This is a genomic window from Micromonospora sp. NPDC000089, assembly GCF_042899365.1.
Taxonomy (GTDB): Bacteria; Actinomycetota; Actinomycetes; order Mycobacteriales; family Micromonosporaceae; genus Micromonospora.
The window spans coordinates 40,342-62,882 of sequence record NZ_JBIAZT010000023.1; the positions used below are offsets into that span (position 1 = coordinate 40,342).

At 72.1% G+C, this 22,541-nt stretch carries 20 protein-coding genes; 15 read left to right on the forward strand and 5 right to left on the reverse strand.

All coding sequences use genetic code 11. The features are described 5' to 3' along the window. The first annotated feature begins 10 nt into the window (after positions 1 to 10). On the forward strand, positions 11 to 811 hold the full coding sequence (locus ACFY3U_RS26860; protein WP_387206654.1) for a TcmI family type II polyketide cyclase: 801 nt from the start codon (positions 11 to 13) through the stop codon (positions 809 to 811). Positions 812 to 857: 46 nt separating this feature from the next. On the opposite strand, the gene ACFY3U_RS26865 is transcribed toward ACFY3U_RS26860, so the two are convergent. After that, entirely contained in the window at positions 858 to 1,646 is a 789-nt protein-coding gene (locus tag ACFY3U_RS26865; protein WP_387206656.1) for an enoyl-CoA hydratase/isomerase family protein, read from the reverse strand. Positions 1,647 to 1,727: 81 nt separating this feature from the next. Here ACFY3U_RS26865 and ACFY3U_RS26870 point away from each other — a divergent pair, with 81 nt between their 5' ends. Genes ACFY3U_RS26870 through ACFY3U_RS26880 form a run of 3 tightly spaced genes read left to right on the forward strand, consistent with a single transcriptional unit; the run spans position 1,728 to position 4,280 of the window. Continuing rightward, positions 1,728 to 2,696, forward strand: a complete 969-nt coding sequence (locus ACFY3U_RS26870; RefSeq protein WP_387206659.1) for an ATP-binding cassette domain-containing protein — start codon at positions 1,728 to 1,730, stop codon at positions 2,694 to 2,696. Next, positions 2,689 to 3,489 carry an ABC transporter permease gene (locus ACFY3U_RS26875; RefSeq protein ID WP_387206661.1) on the forward strand — a complete coding sequence of 267 codons (801 nt, stop codon included), beginning with the start codon at positions 2,689 to 2,691 and terminating at the stop codon, positions 3,487 to 3,489. The genes ACFY3U_RS26870 and ACFY3U_RS26875 overlap by 8 nt, the downstream gene beginning before the upstream one ends. Next, positions 3,486 to 4,280, forward strand: coding sequence for an ABC transporter permease (locus ACFY3U_RS26880; RefSeq protein WP_387206663.1), 795 nt, complete (start codon positions 3,486 to 3,488; stop codon positions 4,278 to 4,280). The genes ACFY3U_RS26875 and ACFY3U_RS26880 overlap by 4 nt, the downstream gene beginning before the upstream one ends. A 59-nt stretch (positions 4,281 to 4,339) precedes the next feature. Here the strand turns inward: ACFY3U_RS26880 and ACFY3U_RS26885 are convergent, their stop codons facing one another. Then, the gene (locus ACFY3U_RS26885) at positions 4,340 to 4,762 is read right to left on the reverse strand and encodes a DUF2809 domain-containing protein (RefSeq protein ID WP_387206665.1); all 423 of its coding nucleotides are present in this window, start codon (positions 4,760 to 4,762) and stop codon (positions 4,340 to 4,342) included. A gap of 93 nt (positions 4,763 to 4,855) precedes the next feature. Between ACFY3U_RS26885 and ACFY3U_RS26890 the strand changes: the two genes are divergently transcribed. Then, positions 4,856 to 5,215 carry a nuclear transport factor 2 family protein gene (locus tag ACFY3U_RS26890; protein WP_387206667.1) on the forward strand — a complete coding sequence of 120 codons (360 nt, stop codon included), beginning with the start codon at positions 4,856 to 4,858 and terminating at the stop codon, positions 5,213 to 5,215. Positions 5,216 to 5,250: 35 nt separating this feature from the next. Here ACFY3U_RS26890 and ACFY3U_RS26895 read toward each other — a convergent pair whose 3' ends face one another. Then, the gene (locus ACFY3U_RS26895) at positions 5,251 to 6,165 is read right to left on the reverse strand and encodes an alpha/beta hydrolase (RefSeq protein WP_387206669.1); all 915 of its coding nucleotides are present in this window, start codon (positions 6,163 to 6,165) and stop codon (positions 5,251 to 5,253) included. A 107-nt stretch (positions 6,166 to 6,272) separates the two neighbouring features. Between ACFY3U_RS26895 and ACFY3U_RS26900 the strand changes: the two genes are divergently transcribed. After that, entirely contained in the window at positions 6,273 to 6,686 is a 414-nt protein-coding gene (locus tag ACFY3U_RS26900; protein WP_387206671.1) for a MarR family winged helix-turn-helix transcriptional regulator, read from the forward strand. Between the two features lie 138 nt (positions 6,687 to 6,824). On the opposite strand, the gene ACFY3U_RS26905 is transcribed toward ACFY3U_RS26900, so the two are convergent. Both ACFY3U_RS26905 and ACFY3U_RS26910 read right to left on the reverse strand, forming a co-directional pair. After that, on the reverse strand, positions 6,825 to 8,003 hold the full coding sequence (locus ACFY3U_RS26905) for a GDSL-type esterase/lipase family protein (RefSeq protein ID WP_387206673.1): 1,179 nt from the start codon (positions 8,001 to 8,003) through the stop codon (positions 6,825 to 6,827). 181 nt (positions 8,004 to 8,184) lie between these two features. After that, a complete protein-coding gene (locus ACFY3U_RS26910; protein ID WP_387206675.1) occupies positions 8,185 to 10,578 on the reverse strand; it encodes a beta-galactosidase in 2,394 nt (797 codons plus the stop codon). A 221-nt stretch (positions 10,579 to 10,799) separates the two neighbouring features. Here ACFY3U_RS26910 and ACFY3U_RS26915 point away from each other — a divergent pair, with 221 nt between their 5' ends. The 9 genes from ACFY3U_RS26915 to ACFY3U_RS26955 all read left to right on the forward strand — a co-directional run bounded on the left by ACFY3U_RS26915 (position 10,800) and on the right by ACFY3U_RS26955 (position 22,245). Beyond that, on the forward strand, positions 10,800 to 12,068 hold the full coding sequence (locus ACFY3U_RS26915; RefSeq protein WP_387206677.1) for a sugar ABC transporter substrate-binding protein: 1,269 nt from the start codon (positions 10,800 to 10,802) through the stop codon (positions 12,066 to 12,068). Between the two features lies 1 nt (position 12,069). Beyond that, entirely contained in the window at positions 12,070 to 13,026 is a 957-nt protein-coding gene (locus ACFY3U_RS26920) for a carbohydrate ABC transporter permease (RefSeq protein ID WP_387206679.1), read from the forward strand. A gap of 2 nt (positions 13,027 to 13,028) precedes the next feature. Next, a complete protein-coding gene (locus tag ACFY3U_RS26925) occupies positions 13,029 to 13,877 on the forward strand; it encodes a carbohydrate ABC transporter permease (RefSeq protein ID WP_387206682.1) in 849 nt (282 codons plus the stop codon). A gap of 38 nt (positions 13,878 to 13,915) precedes the next feature. Continuing rightward, positions 13,916 to 15,460: a glucoamylase family protein gene (locus ACFY3U_RS26930; RefSeq protein WP_387206684.1), complete on the forward strand. Its 1,545-nt coding sequence runs from the start codon at positions 13,916 to 13,918 to the stop codon at positions 15,458 to 15,460. Between the two features lie 196 nt (positions 15,461 to 15,656). Beyond that, a complete protein-coding gene (locus ACFY3U_RS26935) occupies positions 15,657 to 16,688 on the forward strand; it encodes a LacI family DNA-binding transcriptional regulator (protein WP_387206686.1) in 1,032 nt (343 codons plus the stop codon). Then, positions 16,685 to 18,355, forward strand: a complete 1,671-nt coding sequence (locus tag ACFY3U_RS26940) for an ABC transporter substrate-binding protein (protein ID WP_387206688.1) — start codon at positions 16,685 to 16,687, stop codon at positions 18,353 to 18,355. The genes ACFY3U_RS26935 and ACFY3U_RS26940 overlap by 4 nt, the downstream gene beginning before the upstream one ends. A gap of 68 nt (positions 18,356 to 18,423) precedes the next feature. Beyond that, positions 18,424 to 19,419 carry an ABC transporter permease gene (locus ACFY3U_RS26945; protein ID WP_387206690.1) on the forward strand — a complete coding sequence of 332 codons (996 nt, stop codon included), beginning with the start codon at positions 18,424 to 18,426 and terminating at the stop codon, positions 19,417 to 19,419. Between the two features lie 22 nt (positions 19,420 to 19,441). Beyond that, positions 19,442 to 20,371 (forward strand): ABC transporter permease, encoded by a 930-nt coding sequence (locus ACFY3U_RS26950; RefSeq protein WP_387206692.1) that lies wholly within the window; start codon positions 19,442 to 19,444, stop codon positions 20,369 to 20,371. Positions 20,372 to 20,373: 2 nt separating this feature from the next. Beyond that, positions 20,374 to 22,245, forward strand: coding sequence for an ABC transporter ATP-binding protein (locus ACFY3U_RS26955; protein WP_387206694.1), 1,872 nt, complete (start codon positions 20,374 to 20,376; stop codon positions 22,243 to 22,245). The last annotated feature ends 296 nt before the right edge of the window (positions 22,246 to 22,541 follow it).

The following is a 22,541-nucleotide window of genomic DNA, read 5'->3' on the forward strand; positions in this document are numbered from 1 at the left end:
GGAGTACGCCATGGTCTTCCGGAACGTGATCGTCTGTCACCTGGTTCCCGGCAGTGAGGACAAGGTCGGGCCGGTCTTCGACCACTACGACCGGGCCACCCGGCCCCAGGATCTCGGCGTGATCGGCCGGATCCTGCTGTCCCACGAGGATCTCTACATCCACGTCATCGAGCGGGTGCAGGACCCGGCGATCTCCGGGCAGACCCGGGGGCTGCCGGCGTTCCAGAAGATCGCCGAGGAGATCGGCCCGTACGTGACGCCGTACCCGCGCTACTGGACGAACCCGTCCCACTCGGTGGCCAAGGAGTTCTACCGCTGGGAGCCGCCGGCCGCGGCGTCTGGAGCGGACGCGCCGGAGACACCGGATCCGGTGGCCAGCGTGGACCCGCCGGGCACGTCCCCCACGCCGGACCCGCCCCCTGCATCGGACCCGCCCCCTGCATCGGACGAGGCCGCCGCTCCGGAAGCGGCGGCGGGGGAGCGGACGCTGACCGTGCTGGTGCAGCGGCTCAAGCCCGGCGCGGAGCCGGACGTGGCGCGGATCTTCGCCGAGTCGGACGCCGGTGACCTGCCGCTGCGGCTCGGGGTCACCGGGCGCTGGCTCTACTCGATCGACGACGTCTTCGTGCACCTGCTGGAGCAGGACGCCGAGATCGCCCGCAACCGGTCGCACGAGCACGACAGGCCGCTGTTCGGCAAGATCATGCAGGAGCTCAGCCCGTACGTCGAGCCGTACCGGCCGGAGACCTGGCGCGGCCACCGGGACGCCGAGGCCACGCCGTTCTACCGCTGGCAGGCGCCCCCGGACTGAGCCGTCGGCCCGCGCCGCCGGACCGGGGCGGCGGACCGGGCCCCGGTCAGCGCCCGGTGAAGGTGGCCCGACCCGGGCCGTCGACCAGGAACGAGCGCACCGCGCCGCGCAGGTCCTCGGTGCGGTAGAGGTCGGCGGCGATCGCGGTGACGTGCCGGTCTGCCTCGGCCAACCCGCCGTGGTCGAGGTGGTCCAGCACCCGCTTGGTGGCCGCGTGCGCGCGGGTCGGGCCGGCCGCCAGCTGCCCGGCGAAGGCCCGCGCGGCGGCGTCGAACCCCTCGTCGGGCAGCACCCGGTTGACCACGTTCCAGCGCTCCAACGTGGCCGCCGGGTACCGCTCGCCGGTCATCACGAACTCCTTCGCCCGGCCCACCCCGGCCCGGGCGGCCAGCCGCTGGGTGCCGCCCATGGTCGGGGTCAACCCGACCACCTTCTCCACCAGCCCGAAGCTGGCCCGCTGCGCGGCCAGGATGATGTCGCAGGCCACCGCCACCTCGAACGCCCAGGTCAGGCAGAGCGCGTGGGCGGCGAAGACGGTGGGGAACTCATAACCGGCGATCCGCTGCGGCAGGGTCAGCATCCGGTCGAACAGCACCTTCGCCCGCTCCGGCGACTGCTGCGCGTCGAACAGCGCGACGTCGACGCCGGCGCTGACCACCCGGCCGTCGAAGCGCACCAGCAGGGCCCGGGTGTCCGCCGGCAGCCGGTCGAGCGCGGCGTCGATCCGGTCGTGCAGGTCGAGGGTGTAGAGGTTGAGCGGCCCGGCCGCGACGCTCAGCACGGCCAGCCCGTCGGGCTCGAGGTCCAGGCGGGTCACCGCGGCGTCATCGATCATCGGCGCAGCCTAGCGGGCGCCGGCGCGGCCGGGGAAAAACCGGGTGTCGAACGGGACCAGCCACGCACTAGGGTCGAAAACATGATCGAGGTACGCGATCTGGCCAAGCACTTCTCGGTGCACCGGCGACAACCGGGCCTGCGTGCCTCGGTGCGGGCCCTGGTCCGGCGGGACCGGCTCACCGTACGGGCGGTGGACGGGGTCACGTTCACCATCGGCGAGGGCGAGGTGGTCGGCTTCCTCGGGCCGAACGGGGCCGGCAAGACCACCACGCTCAAGTGCCTCACCGGGCTGCTGCACCCCACCGCCGGGCAGGTGCGGGTGCTCGGGCACACCCCGCAGCGCCGGGAGGCCGCGTTCCTGCGCCGGATCTCGCTGGTGATGGGGCAGCGCAACTCGCTGTTCTGGGACCTGCCCGCCGCGGACGCGTTCGAGGTCAACCGGGCCATCTACGGCCTCGCCCCGGGGCCGTACAAGTCCGCGCTGGACGAGCTGGTCGACCTGCTCGACCTGGCGCCGCTGCTCGGCAAGCAGGTGCGGGTGCTCAGCCTCGGCGAGCGGATGCGCTGCGAGCTGGCCGGCGCCCTGCTGCACCGGCCGGACGTGCTCTTCCTCGACGAGCCGACGCTCGGCCTGGACGTCAACGGGCAGGCGGCCATCCGCTCCTTCCTGCGCGACTACAACGCCCGCTCCGGCGCGACGGTGCTGCTGACCAGCCACTACATGGGGGACGTGACGGCGCTGGCCCGCCGGGTGCTGGTCATCGACGGCGGCACGCTGCGCTTCGACGGCGACCTGGCCGCGCTGGTCGAGGCGCACTCGCCGTACCGGCTGGTCCGGGTCACCCTGCGCACGGCCGTGCCGCTGGAGACCTGGGCGGGGTTCGGCCGGGTGTCCGAGACCGACGGTGCCCGGGTGACCCTGGAGGTGCCCCGGGCGGAGACCACGGCGGTCGCGGCCCGGCTGCTCACCACGCTGGACGTCGACGACGTGGCGATCGAGGACCCGCCGGTCGAGGAGATCATCCGGGCGGTGTTCGCGCGTGCGTGAGGTGCTGGCCGCGTACCCGCCGCTGGTGCGCAGCGCCACCCTGGTGGCGCTGACCTACCGCGGCCGGATGGCGCTCTGGGTGCTGACCGGCTTCTTCCCGCTGCTCACCATGGCGGTCTGGCTCACCGTGGTGGCCGAGGGCGGCCCGCCGGCCGGCTGGACCACCGGCGACTTCCTCTCCTACTACGCCGCCGCCACCGTGCTGTGGAACCTCTCCGGCCAGCACGTGGTCTGGGAGTGGGACCGCGACCTGCGCAGCGGCGACCTGTCCGTGCGGCTGTTGCGGCCGGTGCACCCGTTCCACCAGTACGCCACCGCCGACCTCGGGCACCGGGTGGTCTTCGTCGTCATGCTGGTGCCCGCGCTGGTGCTGGCCGCGCTGCTGGTGCCCGGCCTGGACTACCCGGCCAGCCCGGCCCAGCTGGTCGCGGTGGCCGCCGCCGGCGTGCTGGCGTACGCGCTGAGCCTGGTGATGGCCTCCACCTTCGCGCTGCTCGGCTTCTGGAGCACCCAGGTGGGCAACGTGTGGATGTTCTGGTGGGGGCTGGGCTCGTTCACCTCCGGCTGGGTGGCGCCGCTGCCGCTGATGCCGGACTGGCTGCGCCCCGTCGCGCTGGTGCTGCCGTTCCGGTCCACCATGGGCTTCCCCGCCGAGCTCGCCATGGGTCGCCTCGACGCGGCCCAGACCGCGTACGGCTTCGCCGTCGGGCTTGGCTGGCTGGTGGCGTTCGGCCTGCTCTACCGGGTCGGCTGGCGGCACGGCGTCCGCCGCTACCAGGCGGTGGCCGGATGAGCGCGGTCGCCCGGCAGCTGCGGGTGCTGAGCCTCTGCTGGCGCGCCGCGGTGGCCACCGAGCTGGAGTACCGGGTCAACTTCCTGGCCACCCTCGCGGTCAGCGCCTTCTGGATGTCCTGGGCGGTGGGTGGCGCGTCGATCTACTTCCGGTTCACCGGCGCGATCGCCGGCTGGAGTCACGCCGAGGTGCTGGTCGTGATCGGGCTGTTCTTCGCGCTCAACGGGCTGCGCCAGGCGCTGCTGCAGCCCAACCTGAACCAGATGACCGAGTACGTCCGCCGGGGCACCCTGGATTTCCTGCTCACCAAGCCGTTCGACGCGCAGCTGCTGGTCAGCCTGCGGCAGCTCAAGGTGAGCAGCCTGCCCGACCTGCTGCTCGGGCTGGTCCTGGCCGGGGTCGGCGTCGCGCTGAGCGGCCGCCGCCCGTCGGTCGGCGCGCTGGCCGCGTTCGGGTGGCTGGCCGCCGCCGCGCTGCTGCTGCTCTACGCGCTGACCGTGCTGCTGATGGCGTTCGGGGTGGTCACCATGGCCGCCGAGGAGCTGGGCATCGTCGCGTTCGGCCTGGCGGAGCTGGCCCGCTTCCCGGTGCAGCTCTACCGCGACCCGGTGCAGACCCTGCTCACCGTGCTGCCGGTGGCGTTCCTGACCACGTACCCGGCGCAGGCGCTGCTCGGCCGGCTCGACCCCCGACTGCTGCTGGTGGCGCCCGCGGTGGCGGCCGTTGCGCTGCTGGTGGCCCGGTTCGCCTGGCGGCGGTCGCTGCGCGCCTACACCGGCGCCAGCGCGTAGCCGCCCGACAGGCGGTCGAGGCTCGGTGTCGACCGCGACCCCCGACCCTGCCGCCGCGGTCAGGGGCCCGGCGGGACGGCGCCGGTGTCGACAGTGGTCCGGGCTCGGGCGCGGACCAGGTGGTGCAGCAGCACCAGCGGCACGACGCCGACCGGATACCAGGCGAGGTCGACCGGGTCGAACTGCACGCCCAACGCCAGCCGGGCCAGCAGGCTCCGCGCCGACAGCTGCGCCGGGACGCCGGTCAACTGCGCGCACTCCACCGCCCAGCAGAACACGGTAGCGGCAACGCCGGCCGGCACCGGCGCCAGCCGTGGCCGCAGGAAGAGCACACCGCACCAGATCATCGACGCGTAGAGCGCCGTGCCGGAGTACTGACGTACCGCGCCGTCGTCGAGCGCCCGGATGAGCAGGGCGACGGCGAAGAAGAACGCCCCCGCGACCGGCATGAGCCACCGGATGGCGCGCGGCGTGATCCACATCCCGGCGATGCTAGCGGGGCGGGCCAGCCGTTGGGGTTCTGCCCGACGCAGAAGGACCTCGTCGCCGCCCGGTTCCCGGGCGACACTGCCGGCATGGACACGCACGGGCCGCCGGACCGGTGGCGACTGCTCACCGCCCTGTACGCCGCGTTCAACCGTCGAGACGTGCCGGCCCTGCTGGAAGCGATGACACCCGACGTGCGGTGGCCGAACGGCTGGGAGGGCGGCACGGTCCACGGGCGTGACGCGGTACGCGACTACTGGGCGCACCAGTGGGCGCAGATCGCGCCCACCGTGCGGCCGACCGCCTTCGTCACCCGGGACGACGGCCGGATCGCGGTCACCGTACGGCAGATCGTCCGGGACCTGGCCGGCCGGACGATCGCCGACCAGACGGTCACCCACGTCTACCGCTTCGTCGACGACCTGGTCGCGGAGATGGAGGTCAGCTAGTGCGGTGACCGCACGGGTTCGCCGGGTTGGATGCCTTACAGGTTGTTGACGTAGAAGTTGGTGAGCCTTTCGACGGCGGCGTCGACGTATGCGGGCTCGTCGTACATCTCGTAGTGGCCGGCGCCGTCGATCGTCATGAGGTCGACCGGGTTGGGGGCCAGTTTCCACAGCTGCGTGCCGGTGTCGTGGGAGCCGGTGTTGCCGATGCGTCCGGCGAGGATGACCTGCAGTGGCTGGGTCATGAGCTGATCGGCCAGGTGGAACGCGTCATAGCCCAGCAGGAGGGAGTCGCTGCGCAGTAGGCGCCGGTTCGTGGAGTGTTCGTTGCCGCCGCGCTCGGTGCGGTAGTAGGTGACGGCCTGAGTGGTGTCGATGTCGGTCAGGCCCGCTGCGGTGGCGTCCTCAAGGGTGTCGGGCAGCCAGTTCACGCGGGTCGTCTCGCCGGAGCGGGCCTCTTCGGTCCGGGCGTCCGCGAGGGCGTCGAGTGCTGCGGCCGGACCGTCGGGGGAGAAGCTGCGGAACGCGGCGCCGATGTTGACGGGGACGACCGTGCCGACCGCCTTGATGCGGTGATCCGTGCGGGCGGTGTGCACGGCGTAGCCGCCACCGGCGCAGATGCCGAGGACGCCGATGCGCTGCGGGTCGATGCCGGGGGTCGTGGTGAGCAGGTCGATGGCGTAGGAGATGTCCTCACCGCGGCGGTAGGGGTCTTCGAGGTCGCGGGGCTCGCCCTCGCTCTGGCCCTGATGGGCGGGGTCGAGGACGAGCGCGGCGATGCCGCGGGCGGCGAGACGGGAGGCGTAGTTGGCGCCGATCTGCTCCTTCACGCTGCTGCCCGGGGTGGAGAGCACCACGGCGCGCAGCGGTGCGCTGCTGTCGGCGTTGTCGGGCAGGTGGAGGTCCGCGGCGAGGTTGATGGGACCGCGCGGGATCGTGAGGTGCTGAATCATGCTTGGCTTCCCTCGTGAGATCGTTGTTCCATAGCAGTCCAGTACAAGACTGCATCTTGTACGACCTTGAACTAATACGAAACTGTATCACATGATGGAGGGGTCGCATGTCGGTCGACGGGGCGCAGCTGTGGACGCTGAACCAGCGGCTGCTGGCAGTCGTGATGGATGCCTGCACGGAGGAGTTGACCGAGCTCGGGTTGGAGACGAAGGAGTTCTTCGTCCTGGCCGAGGTGGAGGCATCGCCGTACCCGGCCGAGATCGCGACCGCGCTGCTGCTGCCCAAGGCGAGCGTGACGGTCTACGTCCGCAACCTCGTCGCCAAGGGCTTCATCCGCCGCGAGATCGACGAGGCGGACCTGCGGCGTCACCGGCTCGTACTGACCGCTGAGGGCACCGAGGCGCGGGATCGTGCACTTGCAGCCCTCGCGGCGGAGTACGACCGCAGGTTGGCGAGGGTCACCCCCCAGGACCGCACCGAGCTGCAGCGCATCCTTCAGGAGATGCTCTCGCCCGCGTGAGTCCATGGTCACGAGCGGTCCGTCTGCCCGGTGAGCACCTGCTCGCCAGTGCGGTGACCGCGGAGATTCGTGGGATCGTTCAGGCTGCGGTGGCGAGGGGCGCCGGCGCGGGGACACCCGCGGTGGCGCGTCGACGGGTCAGGACGCGGCCGGGGCGAAAGGGCCCTTCTCGCCGAAGGCCAGCGCGGCGAACCGCTCGCCGATCCGCCGGTCCGCCACCGGGTCCGGGTGCAGGTCGTCGGGGAGCGGCAGCTCGGCGTAGTCCGCCTCGCCGTAGAGGTCGAGTCCGTCGAGGTGGTGCAGGTGCGGATCGTCGGCCGCCCGGGCGGCGACGATCCGGGCGAGCTCGGCCCGGATGACCCGTAGGGTCAGCTTCCCGGCAGCGGTCTCGGCGGGGTCACCGGTGGCGACGAAGCGCAGCTCACCGGTGCTGAAGTCGGCCGCGCCCGGGCCGGGGGTGTCCTCCTGGATCGGGCACAGGATGGGCGACACCACCAGCAGCGGGGTGTCCGGGTGCCCTTCGCGGATGGTGTCGAGGAAGCCGTGCACCGCCGGGCCGAACGCGCGCAACCGCATCAGGTCGGTGTTCACCAGGTTGATGCCGATCTTCACGCTGATCAGGTCGGCCGGGGTGTCCCGGATCGCCCGTGCGGTGAACGGGTCGAGCAGCGCGCTGCCGCTGAAGCCCAGGTTGACCAGCTCCACCCCGGCCCGTGCGGCGGCGACCGCCGGCCAGGTGCCGGTCGGGCTCTCGGCGTCCGAGCCATGGCTGATCGAGCTGCCGTGGTGCAGCCACACTCGGCGACCGCGCTCGTCCGCGGTCTCGACCGGCGCGTCGGTGCGCAGCGCGACCAGTTCGGTGATCTCCCGCTGGGGCAGCCACAGCTCCACCGCCTTGTCCGTGTCGGGCAGCCCGGTGAACCGGACCGTGCCGACCGGGCCCGGCTGGGTCTTCACCCCACCGGTGCTCAGGTCCACGGTCAGTACCTTGCCGCCGTCGGCGACGGCCTGGCCGGCGAGCCGTCCGTCGACGACCAGGTCGTACCGGCCGTCGGGCCGGGGAGCGCCGCCGAGGTAGACCATCTTCGTGGCCAGCACGTCCAACTCCACCACAGTGGCCCGGGTGCGGAAGGCCAGCCGTACGCCGGACGGCATGGCCTCGGCCATGGCCAGCTGGGAATCAGTGTTCTGAGCCCGGGCGCGGGCCGGCAGCCGGTGCGGCAGCACTCCCGCGTCGGTGCGTTCCAGGTCCAACGCGCCGCGCACCAGTTCGGCGGTGATCGGGGTGGTCACGAGGTCGCGATGCGCAGCTGCCATGCCCCCAGCCTGCCCGCGGTCGGCCGTGGTCGCACGTGATCTCTCCGACACACCGCACCGGCTCCGGTGCGCCCGGAGGCCGGGCTGCACGGTCGCCGGCGCCGTCGTCCGCTCGACGGAGCCCGGCCGGCGGGGCGTCGACGTCCGCTGAGCGGCCCGGCCACGCCCCGCCCGGCCGCCGTCAGCCCACGTCCACCCGGACCGGGTCGTCGCCCGACACCCGGACGACCACCCGGCCGTCGGATGCCTCGACACTGCCCCGGCTCGCGGTGACCGGCCGGCCGGTGGCCAGCACCACCACGTCGTCGCCCTGGGTCGGGCGCAGCAGTACCGCGTCGCCGTCCCGGCTGATCAGCTCGCAGGTCGTCTCCACCAGCGTGGCCGCGCCGACCATCACCCCGTACGGCAGGATCAGGCCGGTCCGCGCCGGCACCCGCAGCCGACGGCCGCCGAGCACCGGCGTGCCGTGCCAGGACAGCGCCACGGTCACCGCCGACGGCGCCACGTTGACCAGGTGCAGCAGGCGCTGCCCGACCCGGTCCACGGTGGAGGTGAGCACCAGGCCGGGGGAGTCGGCGTCCGGCGCGAGCCGGGGGACCGCCCCCAGGTGGGCCAGCGCGCCGCGCCAGAGGTCCAGGTCGCAGGGCAGGTCGGCGGCGACCAGCACGGCCCGACCCTCGCCCACCTGCACCTGCACCGCGCACGGCTCGCCGGAGCCGACCTCGGTGAGCACCGGTACGGCGTCCGGGCCGGCGAGCAGCTGCGCGTAGCCCACCCGCAGCTCGGCCCGGCCGCCCGCCCAGCCGTGCCCGATCACCGACGGAAAGTAGTGCGGCCCGCCGTCCACCCGCCCGGTGACGGTCAGCGACAGCGCGTCGGCGAGCAGGGTGCAGGGGGTGCCGTCGTGGTCCCGGTCGGGCAGCAGCCCGTGCAGCAGCAGGCCGCCGCCGGCCCGCAGGTGCTCGACGAGGCGCTGCTGCACGTCCCGGCCCAGGGTGGCGCCGGTGGCCAGCGCGATCACCGGCGGGGCCGGGTCGGCCGAGGTCAGGTCGACGGCCGGGAAGGAGAAGCCGCCGAGCAGCAGCGCCCGGGCCAGCACGTCCCGCGAGCCCATGCCGCGGAACCGTTCCAGCTCGGCGATCTGCGCGGCGCGGGCGGCCGACGCCGGGTGCTGGTACTCGGTCAGGTAGTGGTCCGGGACGAAGCCGAGCGCCAGCCCGTCGTCCTCCTCGTCGGAGTCGGCGAGCAGGTCGGCGACGCCGCGCACCGCGTGCAGCGCCCGCCGGGCCGCGTCGTACGTGGGGTTGAGCCGTCCCTCCGGGTCGACCGGGGCGGCGAAGCCGTGCCGCTCGCCGGTGAACGCGATCCGGTCGTTGCCGTCGCCCACCGGCTCCGCCAGCGGCGGGTTGTGGCCGCCGGCGAAGAGGTAGAGGTTGAGCAGCCGGTTGCCCTGCGCCACGCAGAGCCGGGTCTTCAGCTCGATCGCCTCCGGCGGGTAGAGCACGGCCAGGTCCTCGCCGTAGTCGCCGTTGCCCGCCTCGAACTCCAGCGCGGTGAGCGGCTGGTCGGCGTCGTGCACGGCGGCCAGGAAGGCGTTGCCGACGTAGAGGTCGGCGACGTTGGTGACGGTGAGGTCGCCGAGGTAGTAGTCCGACCCGGAGGTCAGCTGCGGCTGGCCGCGGTAGGACTCGAACAGCTGGCTGATCCCGATCGGGAAGGTCCGCCCCCGGCCACCGCCGGTGCCGTGCACGTTGACCAGGAACGGCACCCCGGTGACGCCGTGCCGCTCGGCGGAATCGCGCAGCGCGGCGACGTACCGGCGGAAGCGGTCGCGCATGTAGCGGCCGAGAGCGTCGTGCAGGGTCAGCGAGCGGTCCTCGGCGGGGGTGCGCAGGGCGGTGGCCCAACCGGCGGGGTCGCCGGGGTCGGCGCCGATCCGCGCGGCGGCGCCCTCCGCGCCGTACCGGTCGGTGGCCCAGCGGGCCAGGTCGGCGCAGAGGCCGTCGGTGAGGTCGGGGGAGTTGGTGACCCAGGAGAGCATGCCGATCTCGTTGTCCAACTGCACCGCCACCACCGGGCCGCCGCGCGGGGCGAGCCGCTCGGCGATCACCGGCATCACCCGGGCGTACCAGCCGTCGGCGGCGGCCAGGAACTCCGGCGCCAGGTAGTCGACGGTACGGGTGGAGATCGGTCGACCGTCCCAGGTGGTCGGCAGCAGGTGCGGGTGCTGGTCGTACACCCGGTAGGGGATGCCCTCGTTCTTGACCTCGGCCATGATGAACGGCCCGGGCCGGACCACCGCGTGCAGGCCCCGCTCGTGGGCCAGGTCCAGGAAGCCGGCCAGGTCCCGCTGCTCGTGGGTACGCCCGGTCAGGTCGACGCCGCCGTCGGGCAGCTCGTGCCAGAGCCACGGCACGTAGGTGGCCACGGTGTCGGCGCCGCAGTCGCGCAGCCGGTCCAGCCGGTCGGCCCAGTCGGCCCGGGCCAGCCGGAAGTAGTGCACCTCCCCGGCGAGCAGGAGGCGGGGGCGGCCATCGACGAGGATCCGTCGATCCTGGAGGAGCACTTCGGACATAGACCTGTTTCGTCCTCTCGGCGGGGCAATTCGGGTCGGCGGCTTGTGATCTGCGCCTCACCTGCTTATGGTGCCTGAAACCGGTTTCTGTGAACCGCACGTTACGGACCGAGCGAGCCACGGGCAAGGGCCCGGTCCCGGTCCGCGAGATCGTCCGGCGGCCGCACCGCACCCCCGTGCCGGCGCCGACAGCCGAATCCCCCAGACCCAGGAGGTACGACATGAGAAGCACGCGGTTGACCACCGCGGCCGCGCTCGTCCTGACCACGTCGCTCGCGCTGACCGGTTGTGGCCGCGACTCCGGCGGCGGTCAGGAGCAGGCGAAGGCGGTCGGCGAGGGCAAGGCGAGCGGGGAGGTCACCGTCTGGGCGATGGGCGCCGAGGGGGAGAAGCTCGGCGAGTTCGCGAAGGCGTTCTCCGCCGACAACCCCGACGCCAAGGTCACCGTCACGGCGGTGCCCTGGGACGCGGCCCACCAGAAGATCGCCAGCGCCATCGCCGCCAAGCAGACGCCGGACGTGTCGATGATCGGCACCACCTGGCAGGGCGAGTTCGCCAAGACCGGCGCGCTCGACCCGACGCCACCGGATCTGATCAAGAAGGAGGACTTCTTCGCCGGCGCCTGGGACACCACCCTGGTCGACGACACCTCGTACGGCGTGCCCTGGTACGTCGAGACCCGGCTGATCTACTACCGCAAGGACCTGGCCGCCAAGGCCGGCTTCCCGAACGGCCCGAAGTCGTGGGACGACCTGAAGGCCATGGCCAAGGGCATGAAGGACAAGGCCGGCGCCAAGTGGGGCCTCAACCTGCAACCCGGCAAGACCGGCAGCTGGCAGTCGGTGCTGCCGTTCGCCTGGTCCAACGGCGCCGACGTGGCCACCGCGGACAAGCTGAACTTCGACACCCCCGAGACGGCTGAGGCGCTCGGCTACTACCAGTCTTTCTTCAAGGAGGGCCTGTCGCCCACCGCGCTGCCGGAGGGCTCGCTCGAACCCGGCTTCGTCAAGGGTGAGATCGGCGCGTTCATCTCCGGCCCGTGGCACATCGGCCTGCTCGACGAGCAGGGCGGCCCCGGCTTCAAGGACAAGTACTCCGTCGCGCGGCTCCCGATGAAGAAGTCCTCCACCTCGTTCATCGGCGGCAGCAGCCTCGCCGTGTTCAAGGACGCCAAGAACCGCGACGGCGGCTGGAAGTTCGTCCAGTGGCTCAGCAGGCCCGAGGTGCAGGTCAAGTGGTACCAGGCGGTCAAGGACCTGCCCGCCGTGCAGTCGGCCTGGAAGGACCCGTCGCTGTCCGGCGACGCGAACCTGGCCGCGTTCGGCGACCAGCTCGCCAGCGCCAAGGCGCCGCCGGCCATCGTCACCTGGGAGCAGATCGCCGAGGCGTTCGACCTCGAGGTCGAGAAGCTGTGCAAGCAGAACACCGACCCCGCCGCGACCGCCAGGGCGATCCAGCAGCGGGCGAGCGCCATCGGAACCGGGAGCTGACATGACCAGCGCCTCCACGGCGCCGGCGCGGACGGCCGGGGCGGCCAGCTCCGGCCGGCCCACCGCCCCGGTCCGACGCCGCCAGCGCCTGCGCCAGGCGCTGACCGGCTGGGCCTTCTCCGCGCCGTTCACCGTGCTGTTCGCCGTGTTCATGGCGCTGCCGGTGGTGGTGTCGCTGGTGATGAGCTTCACCGACCTGCGCTCCACCGACCTGAGGCACCCGCTCGCGGTCGACTTCGTCGGCCTCGACAACTACACCCGGCTGGCCTCCGACCAGCTCTTCCTGCGCGCGGCGGTCAACACCCTCGCCTTCGTCGTGGTGGGGGTGCCGCTGACCATGGTGCTGGCGCTGGCCGCCGCGACCGCGCTCAACTCCGGCCTGATCCGGTTCCGCGCCCTGTTCCGGGTCGGTTTCTACCTGCCGGTGGTGACCAGCATCGTGGCCGTCGCGGTGGTCTGGCGCTTCCTGCTCGATCCGGAGATCGGGCTGGTCGACAACCTGCTGCGGCTGGTCGGCGTGGCCGGCCCGAACTGGCTGTACGACACCCACCTCGCGCTGCCGTCGCTGATCGTGATGGCGGCGTGGCGCAACTTCGGGTTCCTGATGGTGATCTTCCTGGCCGGGCTCCAGGCGGTGCCGGCCGACCTCTACGAGGCGGCCACGCTCGACGGCGCGACGCGCTGGCAGCAGTTCCGCAACGTCACCCTGCCGATGCTGCGGCCGACGCTGCTCTTCGGCGGCGTGGTCACCGGCATCGGCTACCTCCAGCTCTTCGAGGAGCCCTTCGTGATGACCCAGGGCGGCCCGCTGTCCTCGACGCTGTCGGTGTCGTTCCACATCTACAACCAGTTCGGCTTCGGCAACTACGGCTACGCCGCCGCGGCCAGCTACGTGCTCTTCCTGGCCATCGTGGCGCTGTCGGTCGTGCAGTTCCGCCTGCTGGGGGAGAGGAGCTGACGATGGTCGCGACGAACGCCCCCGCGCGCACCCGGGACCGGGTCGCGAAGATCGCGCGCTACGCCGTCCTCGGCCTCGGGCTGCTCGCCGTGGCCGGCCCGTTCGTCTGGATGGCGCTCTCCTCGATCAAGCCGGAGCGGGAGATCCGCGAGGTGCCACCCACCTGGTGGCCGCGCACGCCCACCCTGGAGAACTTCCACGAGCTGTTCTCCCGGCTCGACTTCCCGCTCTACTTCTTCAACTCGGCGCTGGTCGCGGCCCTGGTCACCGCCGGCAACCTGGTCTTCTGCTCGCTCGTCGGGTACGCGCTGGCCAAGCTGCGCTACCCCGGCAAGCGGGTCCTCCTGCTCGCCGTGCTCGGCATGCTGATGGTGCCCGGCATGGTGACGTTCGTCCCGCAGTTCGTGCTGGTCAGCAACATGGGCCTGACCAACACGTACGCCGGTCTGATCCTGCCGTTCCTGGTCGGACCGTTCGGCGTCTTCCTCATGCGGCAGTTCCTCCAGTCGATCCCCGACGACCTCATCGAGGCCGCGCGGGTCGACGGCGCCGGCGAACTCCGGATCTTCTGGCGGGTGGTGCTGCCGCTCTGCCGGCCGGCGCTGGCCACCCTCGGCATCCTCACCTTCCTCACCTCCTGGAACAACTTCCTGTGGCCGCTCGTGGTCGCCACCACGGAGGACAAGTACACGTTGCCGGTCGCCCTCGCGCTCTACAGCGTCGGCCAGAACCGCACCGACTACGGCCTGCTGCTCGCCGGGGCGGTGGTCGTGGTGCTCCCGGTCCTGATCGTGTTCCTGTTCCTGCAACGGCACTTCCTGCGCGGCATCGCGACCACCGGAATCAAGTGATCCGGCACCGACCCGTCCCGCACCGGACAAGGAGACCCATGCGACGCCTACTCGCACCGCTCCTCGCGCTGACCATCACGCTGGCCGGCGGCTCGGCCGCCGTCGCGGCGCCCCCCGACCGCGCCGCCGACCGGGCGCTGCTCGGCTACGCCAGGGACACCTGGCGGTCGATGACCGCGATGACCGATCCCCGGACCGGCCTGGTCGCCGACAACATCACCGGTGACCTCGCCACCGGCGGCCGGTCCACCTACACGTCCCCCACCAACATCGGTGGCTATCTGTGGTCGGCGGTGGCCGCCCGCGACCTCGGCATCATCTCGCACCGGGAGGCCCGGGACCGGATCTCCCGGACCCTGGACACCCTCGCCGGGCTCAAGCACCACACCCCGTCCGGCATGTACTACAACTGGTACGACCCGCGTGACGGCTCGGTCGTCACCGTCTGGCCGGACGACGGCAGCACCGTGCACCCGTTCCTGTCCAGCGTGGACAACGGCTGGCTGGCCGCCGCGCTGAACGTGGTCAAGGGCTCCGTCCCGCAGCTGCGCGGCAAGGCGGACGCGATCCTGCGCGGGATGAACTTCGGCTTCTACTACAACCCGGCGGCGAGCACCCCGTTCGGGGCCAAGGGCCTGATCGCCGGCGGCTTCTGGGACGCGCCACCGCCCGGCTGCTCGCAGCAGCGCTCCGGTGTGTGGTTCACCTGCAACCACTACGACATCACCGTCAGCGAACCGCGCATCGCGACGTACCTCGGCATCGCGACCGGGCAGATCCCGCCGGAGGCGTACTTCCACACCATGCGCACCCTGCCGGCCAGCTGCGACTGGAGCTGGCACGAGATGCAGCCGGTCGGCTTCCAGACCAGCTACCGGGGCGTACCGGTGTACGAGGGCGCCTACCGGTACCGCGGCATCCAGTTCGTGCCGAGCTGGGGTGGCGACATGTTCGAGGCGTTGATGCCCGACCTGTTCGTGCCGGAGGAGCGGTGGGCGCCCGACAGCTGGGGCCGCAACCACCGCGCGACCGTCGCCGGCCAGATCGAGCACGGCCTGAACGACGCGAAGTACGGCTACTGGGGCTTCTCCCCGGCCAGCGACCCGACCGGTGGCTACACGGCCTGGGGCGTCGACGCGATGGGCATGGACACCGACGGCTACCCGTCCGACATCGAGCGCTCGAAGTACGACGCCGGCTTCGGCGAGTGTCGCCCGGCCGGCCCAGCGCCCGACTACGGCAACGGTGTGGTCACCCCGCACGCGGCGTTCCTCGCCCTGCCGTACGCGAAGGGGCCGGTGGTGGAGAACCTGGCCCGGCTCAAGGCCAACTTCGACTCGTACGGCCGGGGCGGCTTCTACGACGCGGTCGCGGTCGGCAGCGGCGCGGTGGCCCGGCGGTACCTCTCGCTGGACCAGGCGATGATCATGGCGGCGGTCGGCAACGAGCTGGCTCACGACGACATCCGCCGCGCGTTCGTCTCGCCGCAGTTCGAGCACCGGATCCGGCCGCTGATCGCCCAGGAGACCTTCAACATCCCGGCCGACCAGCGCCTGCCGCAGCTGGGCCGCGCCAGGTCCTGACCAGCGCCTGAGCCGAGGCGGCCGGTCCTTCGGGGCCGGCCGCCTCGGCGCGTCCCGACCCGGAAGAGACGGACACAAAGCATGTTTCAGGCCGTCGAGCGGGCAATTCGGGTGGACGACTTGTGATCTGCGACTCGCCTGCTTATGGTGCCTGAAACCGGTTTCTGTGAACTGCGCGTTACGGATCGAGGGAGTCATGGGCAACAGTCGGGTCACCGTCCGGGAGATCGCCCGGCTGGCCGGCGTGTCGGTCGCCACGGTGTCCCGCGTCTCCAACGGCACCGGTCAGGTGTCCGAGGAGATGCGCCGCCGGGTGCTCGAGGCGATCGAGAAGCACGGCTACCAACCGGACCACCTGGGCCGCGCCCTCGCCGCCCGCCGGCACGGCGCGCTCGGCCTGGTCTTCCCCGGCCTGTCCGGCCCCTACTTCAGCGAGCTGATCCAGGGCGTCGAGTCCGAGGCGGTGCCCGCCCGGGCCAGCGTGCACATCCTCTGCACCCACCTGCGGGAGGACTCCGACGCGCAGGTGCTGGAGATGGCCCGCCGGGTCGATGGCATCGCGGTCATGGGCGGCACCGTCACCGACGCGGCGCTGCTGCGGCTGGCCGAGCTGGTGCCGGTGGTGGTGCTCGCCGGCCACGGGCCGCAGAACGTGCCGTCGGTCAGCGTCGACAATGCCGGCGCCATGCGCCGGCTGACCCGGCACCTGCTGGTCGACCACGGCCTGCGCGACCTGGCCTTCGCCGGCACCCCTGAGGGGTCACCGGACGTCAGCGACCGGTGGGCGGGCTTCCTCGCCGCCCACGAGGAGCTGCACCTGACCCCGCCGGCCGAGCCGGTGCGGGTGGCCATGCAGCAGCCCGACGGCGTGCTCGCCGCCGAGCAGCTGCTGCGCGGCCGGGTCGCCCCGGACGCCATCGTCTGCGCCAACGACGAGATCGCCCTCGGCGCGCTCGTCGGCGCCTTCGGCCGGGACCTGCGCGTGCCGCGGGATCTGGTCATCACCGGCTTCGACGACGCGCCCATGGCCGCGCTCGTCGCACCCCCGCTCACCACCGTCCGGCAGCCCGTGCGAGAGCTGGCGGCCGAGGCCGCCCGGCTGATCCTGCAGGCCGTCGACGCCCCCGGCGCCCCCGCGCCGGACAGCATCGTCCTCCCCACCGAGCTCGTCGTGCGCCGCAGCTGCGGCTGCCCGGCGGGCACCCCCACTGGAGGTACCGGCAAGTGAACCGATCACGACTCACCCGGATCGCCGCGCTCGCGGCGGCCGTCACCCTGGCCGCCAGCGGCTGCACCGGCACCGAGAACTCCGGCAGTGGCGGCAAGGCCGCCGAGGGCCGGATCGCCTTCCTCAACTACGGCGGCTTCGGTGGCGGCAGCAACCCGCAGGCCAACTACAACCCGTACCTGGACGCGACCAAGCTCGGCGCCACCGAGTACGTCTTCGAGCAGCTCATCCAGTACGACAGCTACGGCTGCCAGGCCAAGCCGTGGCTGGCCACCGAGTGGAAGTGGACCGACCCGAAGACCCTGGTCTGGACCCTGCGCGAGGGGGTGAAGTGGAACGACGGCAAGCCGTTCAGCGCGGACGACGTCGCCTTCACCTTCGGTCTGCTGAAGAAGTACGCCGCGCTGGACACCAAGGGCATCTCCCGCTACGTCAGCTCGGTCGAGGCGACCGACCCCAAGACGGTGACGATGACGTTCACCCAGCCGGGCGCCGCCGCGTTCACCCTGTTCAGCGAGATCAAGATCGTGCCCAAGCACGTCTGGTCCACGGTGGCCGACCCGGTCACCTTCGTCAATGCCAAGGACCCGGTCGGCACCGGCCCGTTCACCGTCAAGTCGTTCAACCCGCAGCAGTTGGTGATCGCCCGCAACCCGAACTACTGGCAGGCGGACAAGGTCCGGGTCGACGAGATCCGGTTCAACGGCGGCGACGGTGGCGGCCAGGTCGACCAGCTCAAGCTCAGCCGCGGCGAGTACGACACCAACGCGATGTTCGTGCCGGACATCAAGAAGGCGTACGTCGACCGCGATCCCGAGCACAACAAGTACTGGTACCCGCCGGGCGGCTCGATCAGCGTCTACATGAACCTCACCAAGGCGCCGTTCAACGACCCCGCCTTCCGGCGCGCCCTGGTGCCCGGCTTCAACCGGCAGGAGATCACCGAGAAGTCGCAGCTGGGCTACGTCAAGCCGGCCAGCCAGACCGGCCTGGTCGTGCCCGGCCAGGCCGAGTGGGTGCCCAACGACATCCCGAACCAGGGCATCGTGGGCTACGACGCGGCCAAGGCCGACGCGGACCTGACCGCCGCCGGCTACAGGAAGGACGGCCAGGGCAAGCGGCTGGGCAAGGACGGCAAGCCGATCAGCTTCAGCTTCCGGGTGCCCGGCGCGTGGACCGACTGGGTGCAGGCCCAGAAGATCATCGTGAAGAACCTGACCGCGCTCGGCTTCACCGTCCAGGCCGAGGGTCCCACCCCCGAGTCGTACGAGGCGGACCGGGCGGCCGGCAACTTCGACATGCTGCTCGGCGTGCACGGTGGTAGCTGCAACATGTTCCGCAACTTCCAGGAGCCGCTGGCCAGCGACCAGTCCGCGCCGATCGGCAAGAAGGCGGTCAGCAACTTCGTCCGCTGGAACGACCCGCGGACCGACCAGCTGATCGACACCCTGCGCACCGCCACCGACGAGCCGGCCCAGAAGGCCGCGGTGGCCGACCTGACGAAGATCATGATGACCGAGGTGCCGGTGATCCCGCTCTGGTACGGCGGGGTGTGGTTCCAGTACCGCACCAAGAACGCCGTCGGCTGGCCCAACGAGCAGGACCCGTACGCCGCCCCGCGGGACAACCTGCTGATCATCACGCACCTGAAGCCGGCAGGGAGCTGACCGACCGTCCGGCCGGCGCCCACCCCCCGGCGCCGGCCGGACGCCCTCCGCGGAAAGGAACGCTCCTCATGGCCTACTTCGCCCGCCGCTTCGGCTTCTTCCTCGGCACCCTCTGGGCCGCGGTGACCCTCAACTTCCTCATTCCCCGGCTGCAGCCCGGCGACCCGGCCGAGGCGATCGTCGGCCGGCTCGCCGGCCAGAGCCAGAGCGTCGACCCCGCCCAGCTGCAGGCCGTACGGGTCATGCTGGGCAGCCCGGACGGCAACCTCTTCCAGCAGTACGTGGACTATCTCGGCGCGGTGCTGCGCGGTGACTTCGGGGTGTCGTACACCTACTTCCCGTACAGCGTCACGCACATGGTCGGGCAGGCGCTGCCGTGGACGGTGATCCTGGTCGGCGTCACCCAGATCATCTCGTTCGTCGTCGGCACCCTGCTCGGCACCTGGGCCGCGTACCGGCGCAACAGCCGGGTCGACTCGGTGGTCACCCTCGGCTCGACGTTCCTCGGCACGCTGCCGTTCTTCTGGCTCGCCCTGCTGCTGATCTACGTCTTCGCGATCACCCTGCGCTGGTTCCCGGAGGCCGGCGGCTACGGCGGCGGCAGCTCACCGGGCTGGAGCTGGATCTTCATCTCGGACGCCTTCCAGCACAGCGTGCTGCCCGCGGTGGCGCTGCTGATCACCGGCCCGATCGGCTGGATCATCGGGATGCGCAACAACATGGTGCAGAGCCTGGGGGAGGACCACACCCGACTGGCCGTCGCCCGCGGCCTGCCGCGCCGCCGGGTCGCCATCACGTACGGCGCGCGGATCGCGATCCTGCCCAACGTGACCGGCTTCGCCATCGCGCTGGGCAGCATGGTCGGCGGCACCGTGCTGGTCGAGACGGTCTTCAACTATCCCGGCATGGGCCGGCTGCTGCTGGAGTCGGTGACCAACAAGGACTACCCGCTGATGCAGGCGATCTTCCTGTTCACCACGGTCGGCGTGCTGATCGCGAACTTCCTCGCCGACCTGCTGTACGGATTCCTCGACCCCCGGGTGCGAAAGGTGGAGGCGGCATGACCCCGTCGACGGAGGAGCTGTCATGAGCACGTCCGCGTCCACCGTGCCGCCGCAGCGGGCGGACACCGAGGGCGTCGAGGTCGCCGCCACGGAGCAGACCCGGCGCAGCCGGCTGCCCGGCTGGTTCGTCATCCTCTGGCGCAACACCAAGTGCCGGATCGGCCTGCTGATGCTGGCCGCGTTCATCGTGGTGGCCGTGCTCGCCCCGCTGATCGCCCCGTACGACCCGCGCGCGGACGGCTTCCCGACCTCGCTCGGCCCGACCGGCGGTCACTGGCTGGGCACCACCGCCCAGGGCGAGGACGTCTTCTCCCAGCTCGTGGTGGGCGCCCGCACCTCGCTGATCGTCGGGCTGGCCGCCGGGGTGCTGTCCACCATCATCGCCCTGATCATCGGGTTGACCGCCGGCTACCTGGGTGGCTGGGTCGACGAGGGGCTGTCCTTCCTGATCAACCTCGGTCTGGTGGTGCCGGCGCTGCCGCTGATGGTGACCCTGGCCGCGTACGCCCCGGTCCGTGGGCTATGGCTGATCATCTTCGTCATCAGCATCACCGGGTGGGCGTACGGCGCCCGGATCAAGCGGTCCCAGATCATGACCCTGCGCACCCGGGACTACATCACCGCCGCCCGGTTCGCCGGCGACGGCACCGCGCGGATCATCGCCCGGGAGATCGTGCCCAACATGACCTCGCTGATCGTGGTCGGCTTCATGGGCGCCGCGCTCGGCGCGATCGGCGGCGAGGCCGGCCTGGCCTTCCTCGGCCTCGGCGACCCGCAGACGGTCAGCTGGGGCACCATGCTCAACCAGGCCAGCCTGGGCGGCGCGCTGCTCACCGGCCAGTGGGCCTGGCTGATCGCCCCCGGCCTGGCGCTGGCCCTCCTGATCACCTCGTTCACCCTGATCAATTTCGGTATCGACGCGCTGAGCAACCCCCACCTGCGGGAGGAGTAGAGATGGCCCTGCTCGAGGTGGAGAACCTCTCCGTCACGTACACCCCACGCGACTCGCCGGCCAACCGGGCCGTGCACGAGGTGTCCTTCCGGATCGCCGAGGGCGAGTTCGTCGGGTTGCTCGGCGAGTCCGGCTGCGGCAAGTCCACCCTGGGCAACGCGGTGCTGCGGCTGCTCTCCCCGCCGGCGCGGATCAGCGGCGGTCGGGTCACCTTCGACGGCGTCGACCTGAGCGCCGCCACCGAGGAGCAGCTGCGCGAGCTGCGCTGGGTCAAGCTCTCCACGGTCTTCCAGAGCAGCATGAACTCGCTCAACCCGGTGATCCGGGTCCAGGCGCAGTTCGCCGACACCTTCGCCGCTCACAAGATCCCCGGGGACGTCACCGAACGCGCCGGTGAGCTGCTCGACCTGGTCTCGCTGGACCGGCGGGTGCTCAAGGCGTACCCGCACGAGCTGTCCGGCGGCATGAAGCAGCGGGTGGCGCTGGCCCTCGCCCTGGCCCTGCGCCCCAAGCTGGTGCTGCTCGACGAGCCGACCACCGGCCTGGACGTGGTGGTGCAGCGCAGCATCCTCACCCGGCTCGCCGAGCTGCGCGCCAAGCTCGGCTTCGCGGTGCTGTTCATCAGCCACGACCTGGGCACCGTGCTGGACATGGCCGACCGGGTGATGGTGATGTACGGCGGCGAGATCGTCGAGGACCGGTCGGCGGGGGAGATGCTGCGCGAGCCGCGGCACCCGTACACCCGGGGTCTGCTCGGCTCGTACGCCGACCCGCGACTGCCCGACGTGCAGGTGACCTACATCCCCGGTCGCCCGCCGGACCTGTCCCGCGAGCACGCCGGCTGCCTGTTCACGCCGCGCTGCCCGCACGCCGAGGACGCCTGCCGGCGTACCCACCCGGAGCTGCTGCCCGACCACGGCGGCCTGGTCCGCTGCCTGGTCGCCCAGGAGAACCGGCTGCCGGTGGTGATCCTCGGCGCCGCCGACGCGGCCGCCACCATCGGCAGCCACTTCCCGGCCGCCGGCCAGCTGGCCGCGCCGGCTGCCACCGACGACACCGCCCCGGTGCTGTCCGTGGACGCGGTGAGCAAGCGCTACACCAGCCGGCGGGGCCTGCGCACCAGCACCGTGGAGGCGGTCCGCGACGTGTCGTTCGACCTGCGGCGCGGGCGGGTCACCGCCCTGGTCGGGCAGAGCGGCAGCGGCAAGTCGACCATCGCCCGCATGGTCACCGGGGTGGAACGCCCCACCGCGGGCGCGGTCCGCTTCACCGGCGGCGACGGCGACGACGTACGGGTGGACCGGCTGCGCGGCCGGGCGCTGGTCGGTTACCGCCGGCACGTGCAGATGGTCTTCCAGGACCCGTTCAGCGCCTTGAACCCGACCCGCACCGTCGCGTACGCGCTGTCCCGCCCGCTGCAGAACTTCGCCGGCCTGCGCGGCGACGCCGTCCGGGACCGCTCGGCGCAGCTGCTGGAGAGCGTCGGCCTGTCGCCGGCCGGGCAGTTCCTGGACAAGCTGCCGCACCAGCTCTCCGGCGGGCAGCGGCAGCGGGTGGTCACCGCCCGCGCGCTGGCCCCCGAACCGGAGGTGCTGATCGCCGACGAGCCGATCTCCATGCTGGACGTGTCGATCCGCGCCGAGATCCTGGAGCTGTTGGGCGAATTGGTGCGCAACCGGCGGCTGGCGATGCTCTACATCACCCACGACCTGCTCAGCGCCCGACTGCTCGCGGACGAGGTGCTGGTGCTCAACCAGGGGGTGATGGTCGAGCGCGGGCCGACCCGCGAGGTGATCCAGGGCGCCCGGGACGACTACACCAAGCTGCTGCTGGACTCGATCCCGAACCCTTTCGCCCGGGCGGCACAGGGGTAGGCGTCGGGTCGTTCGAGAGCCGGCCGGGGGGGGCCGCGGGGCCCCCCCCGGGCGGGGGGCCGCCCCCCCGGGCCCCGGGGGCCCCCCCGGGGGGCGGGGCCCCCCGCCGGGGCCGCGCGCCCCCCCCCCCCCCCCCCCCCCGCGCCCCCCCCCCCCGGGCCCCCCCCCCGGGGGCCCCCCCCCCCGCGGCGGGGGGGGGGGGTGGGCGCCCACGGCGAGCCAGGCGTCCAGCAGCGCGTCGACCACCGGGTAGAGCTTCTCCTCCGGCGGGTGCCACGGCTTGAGCAGGTAGTGGT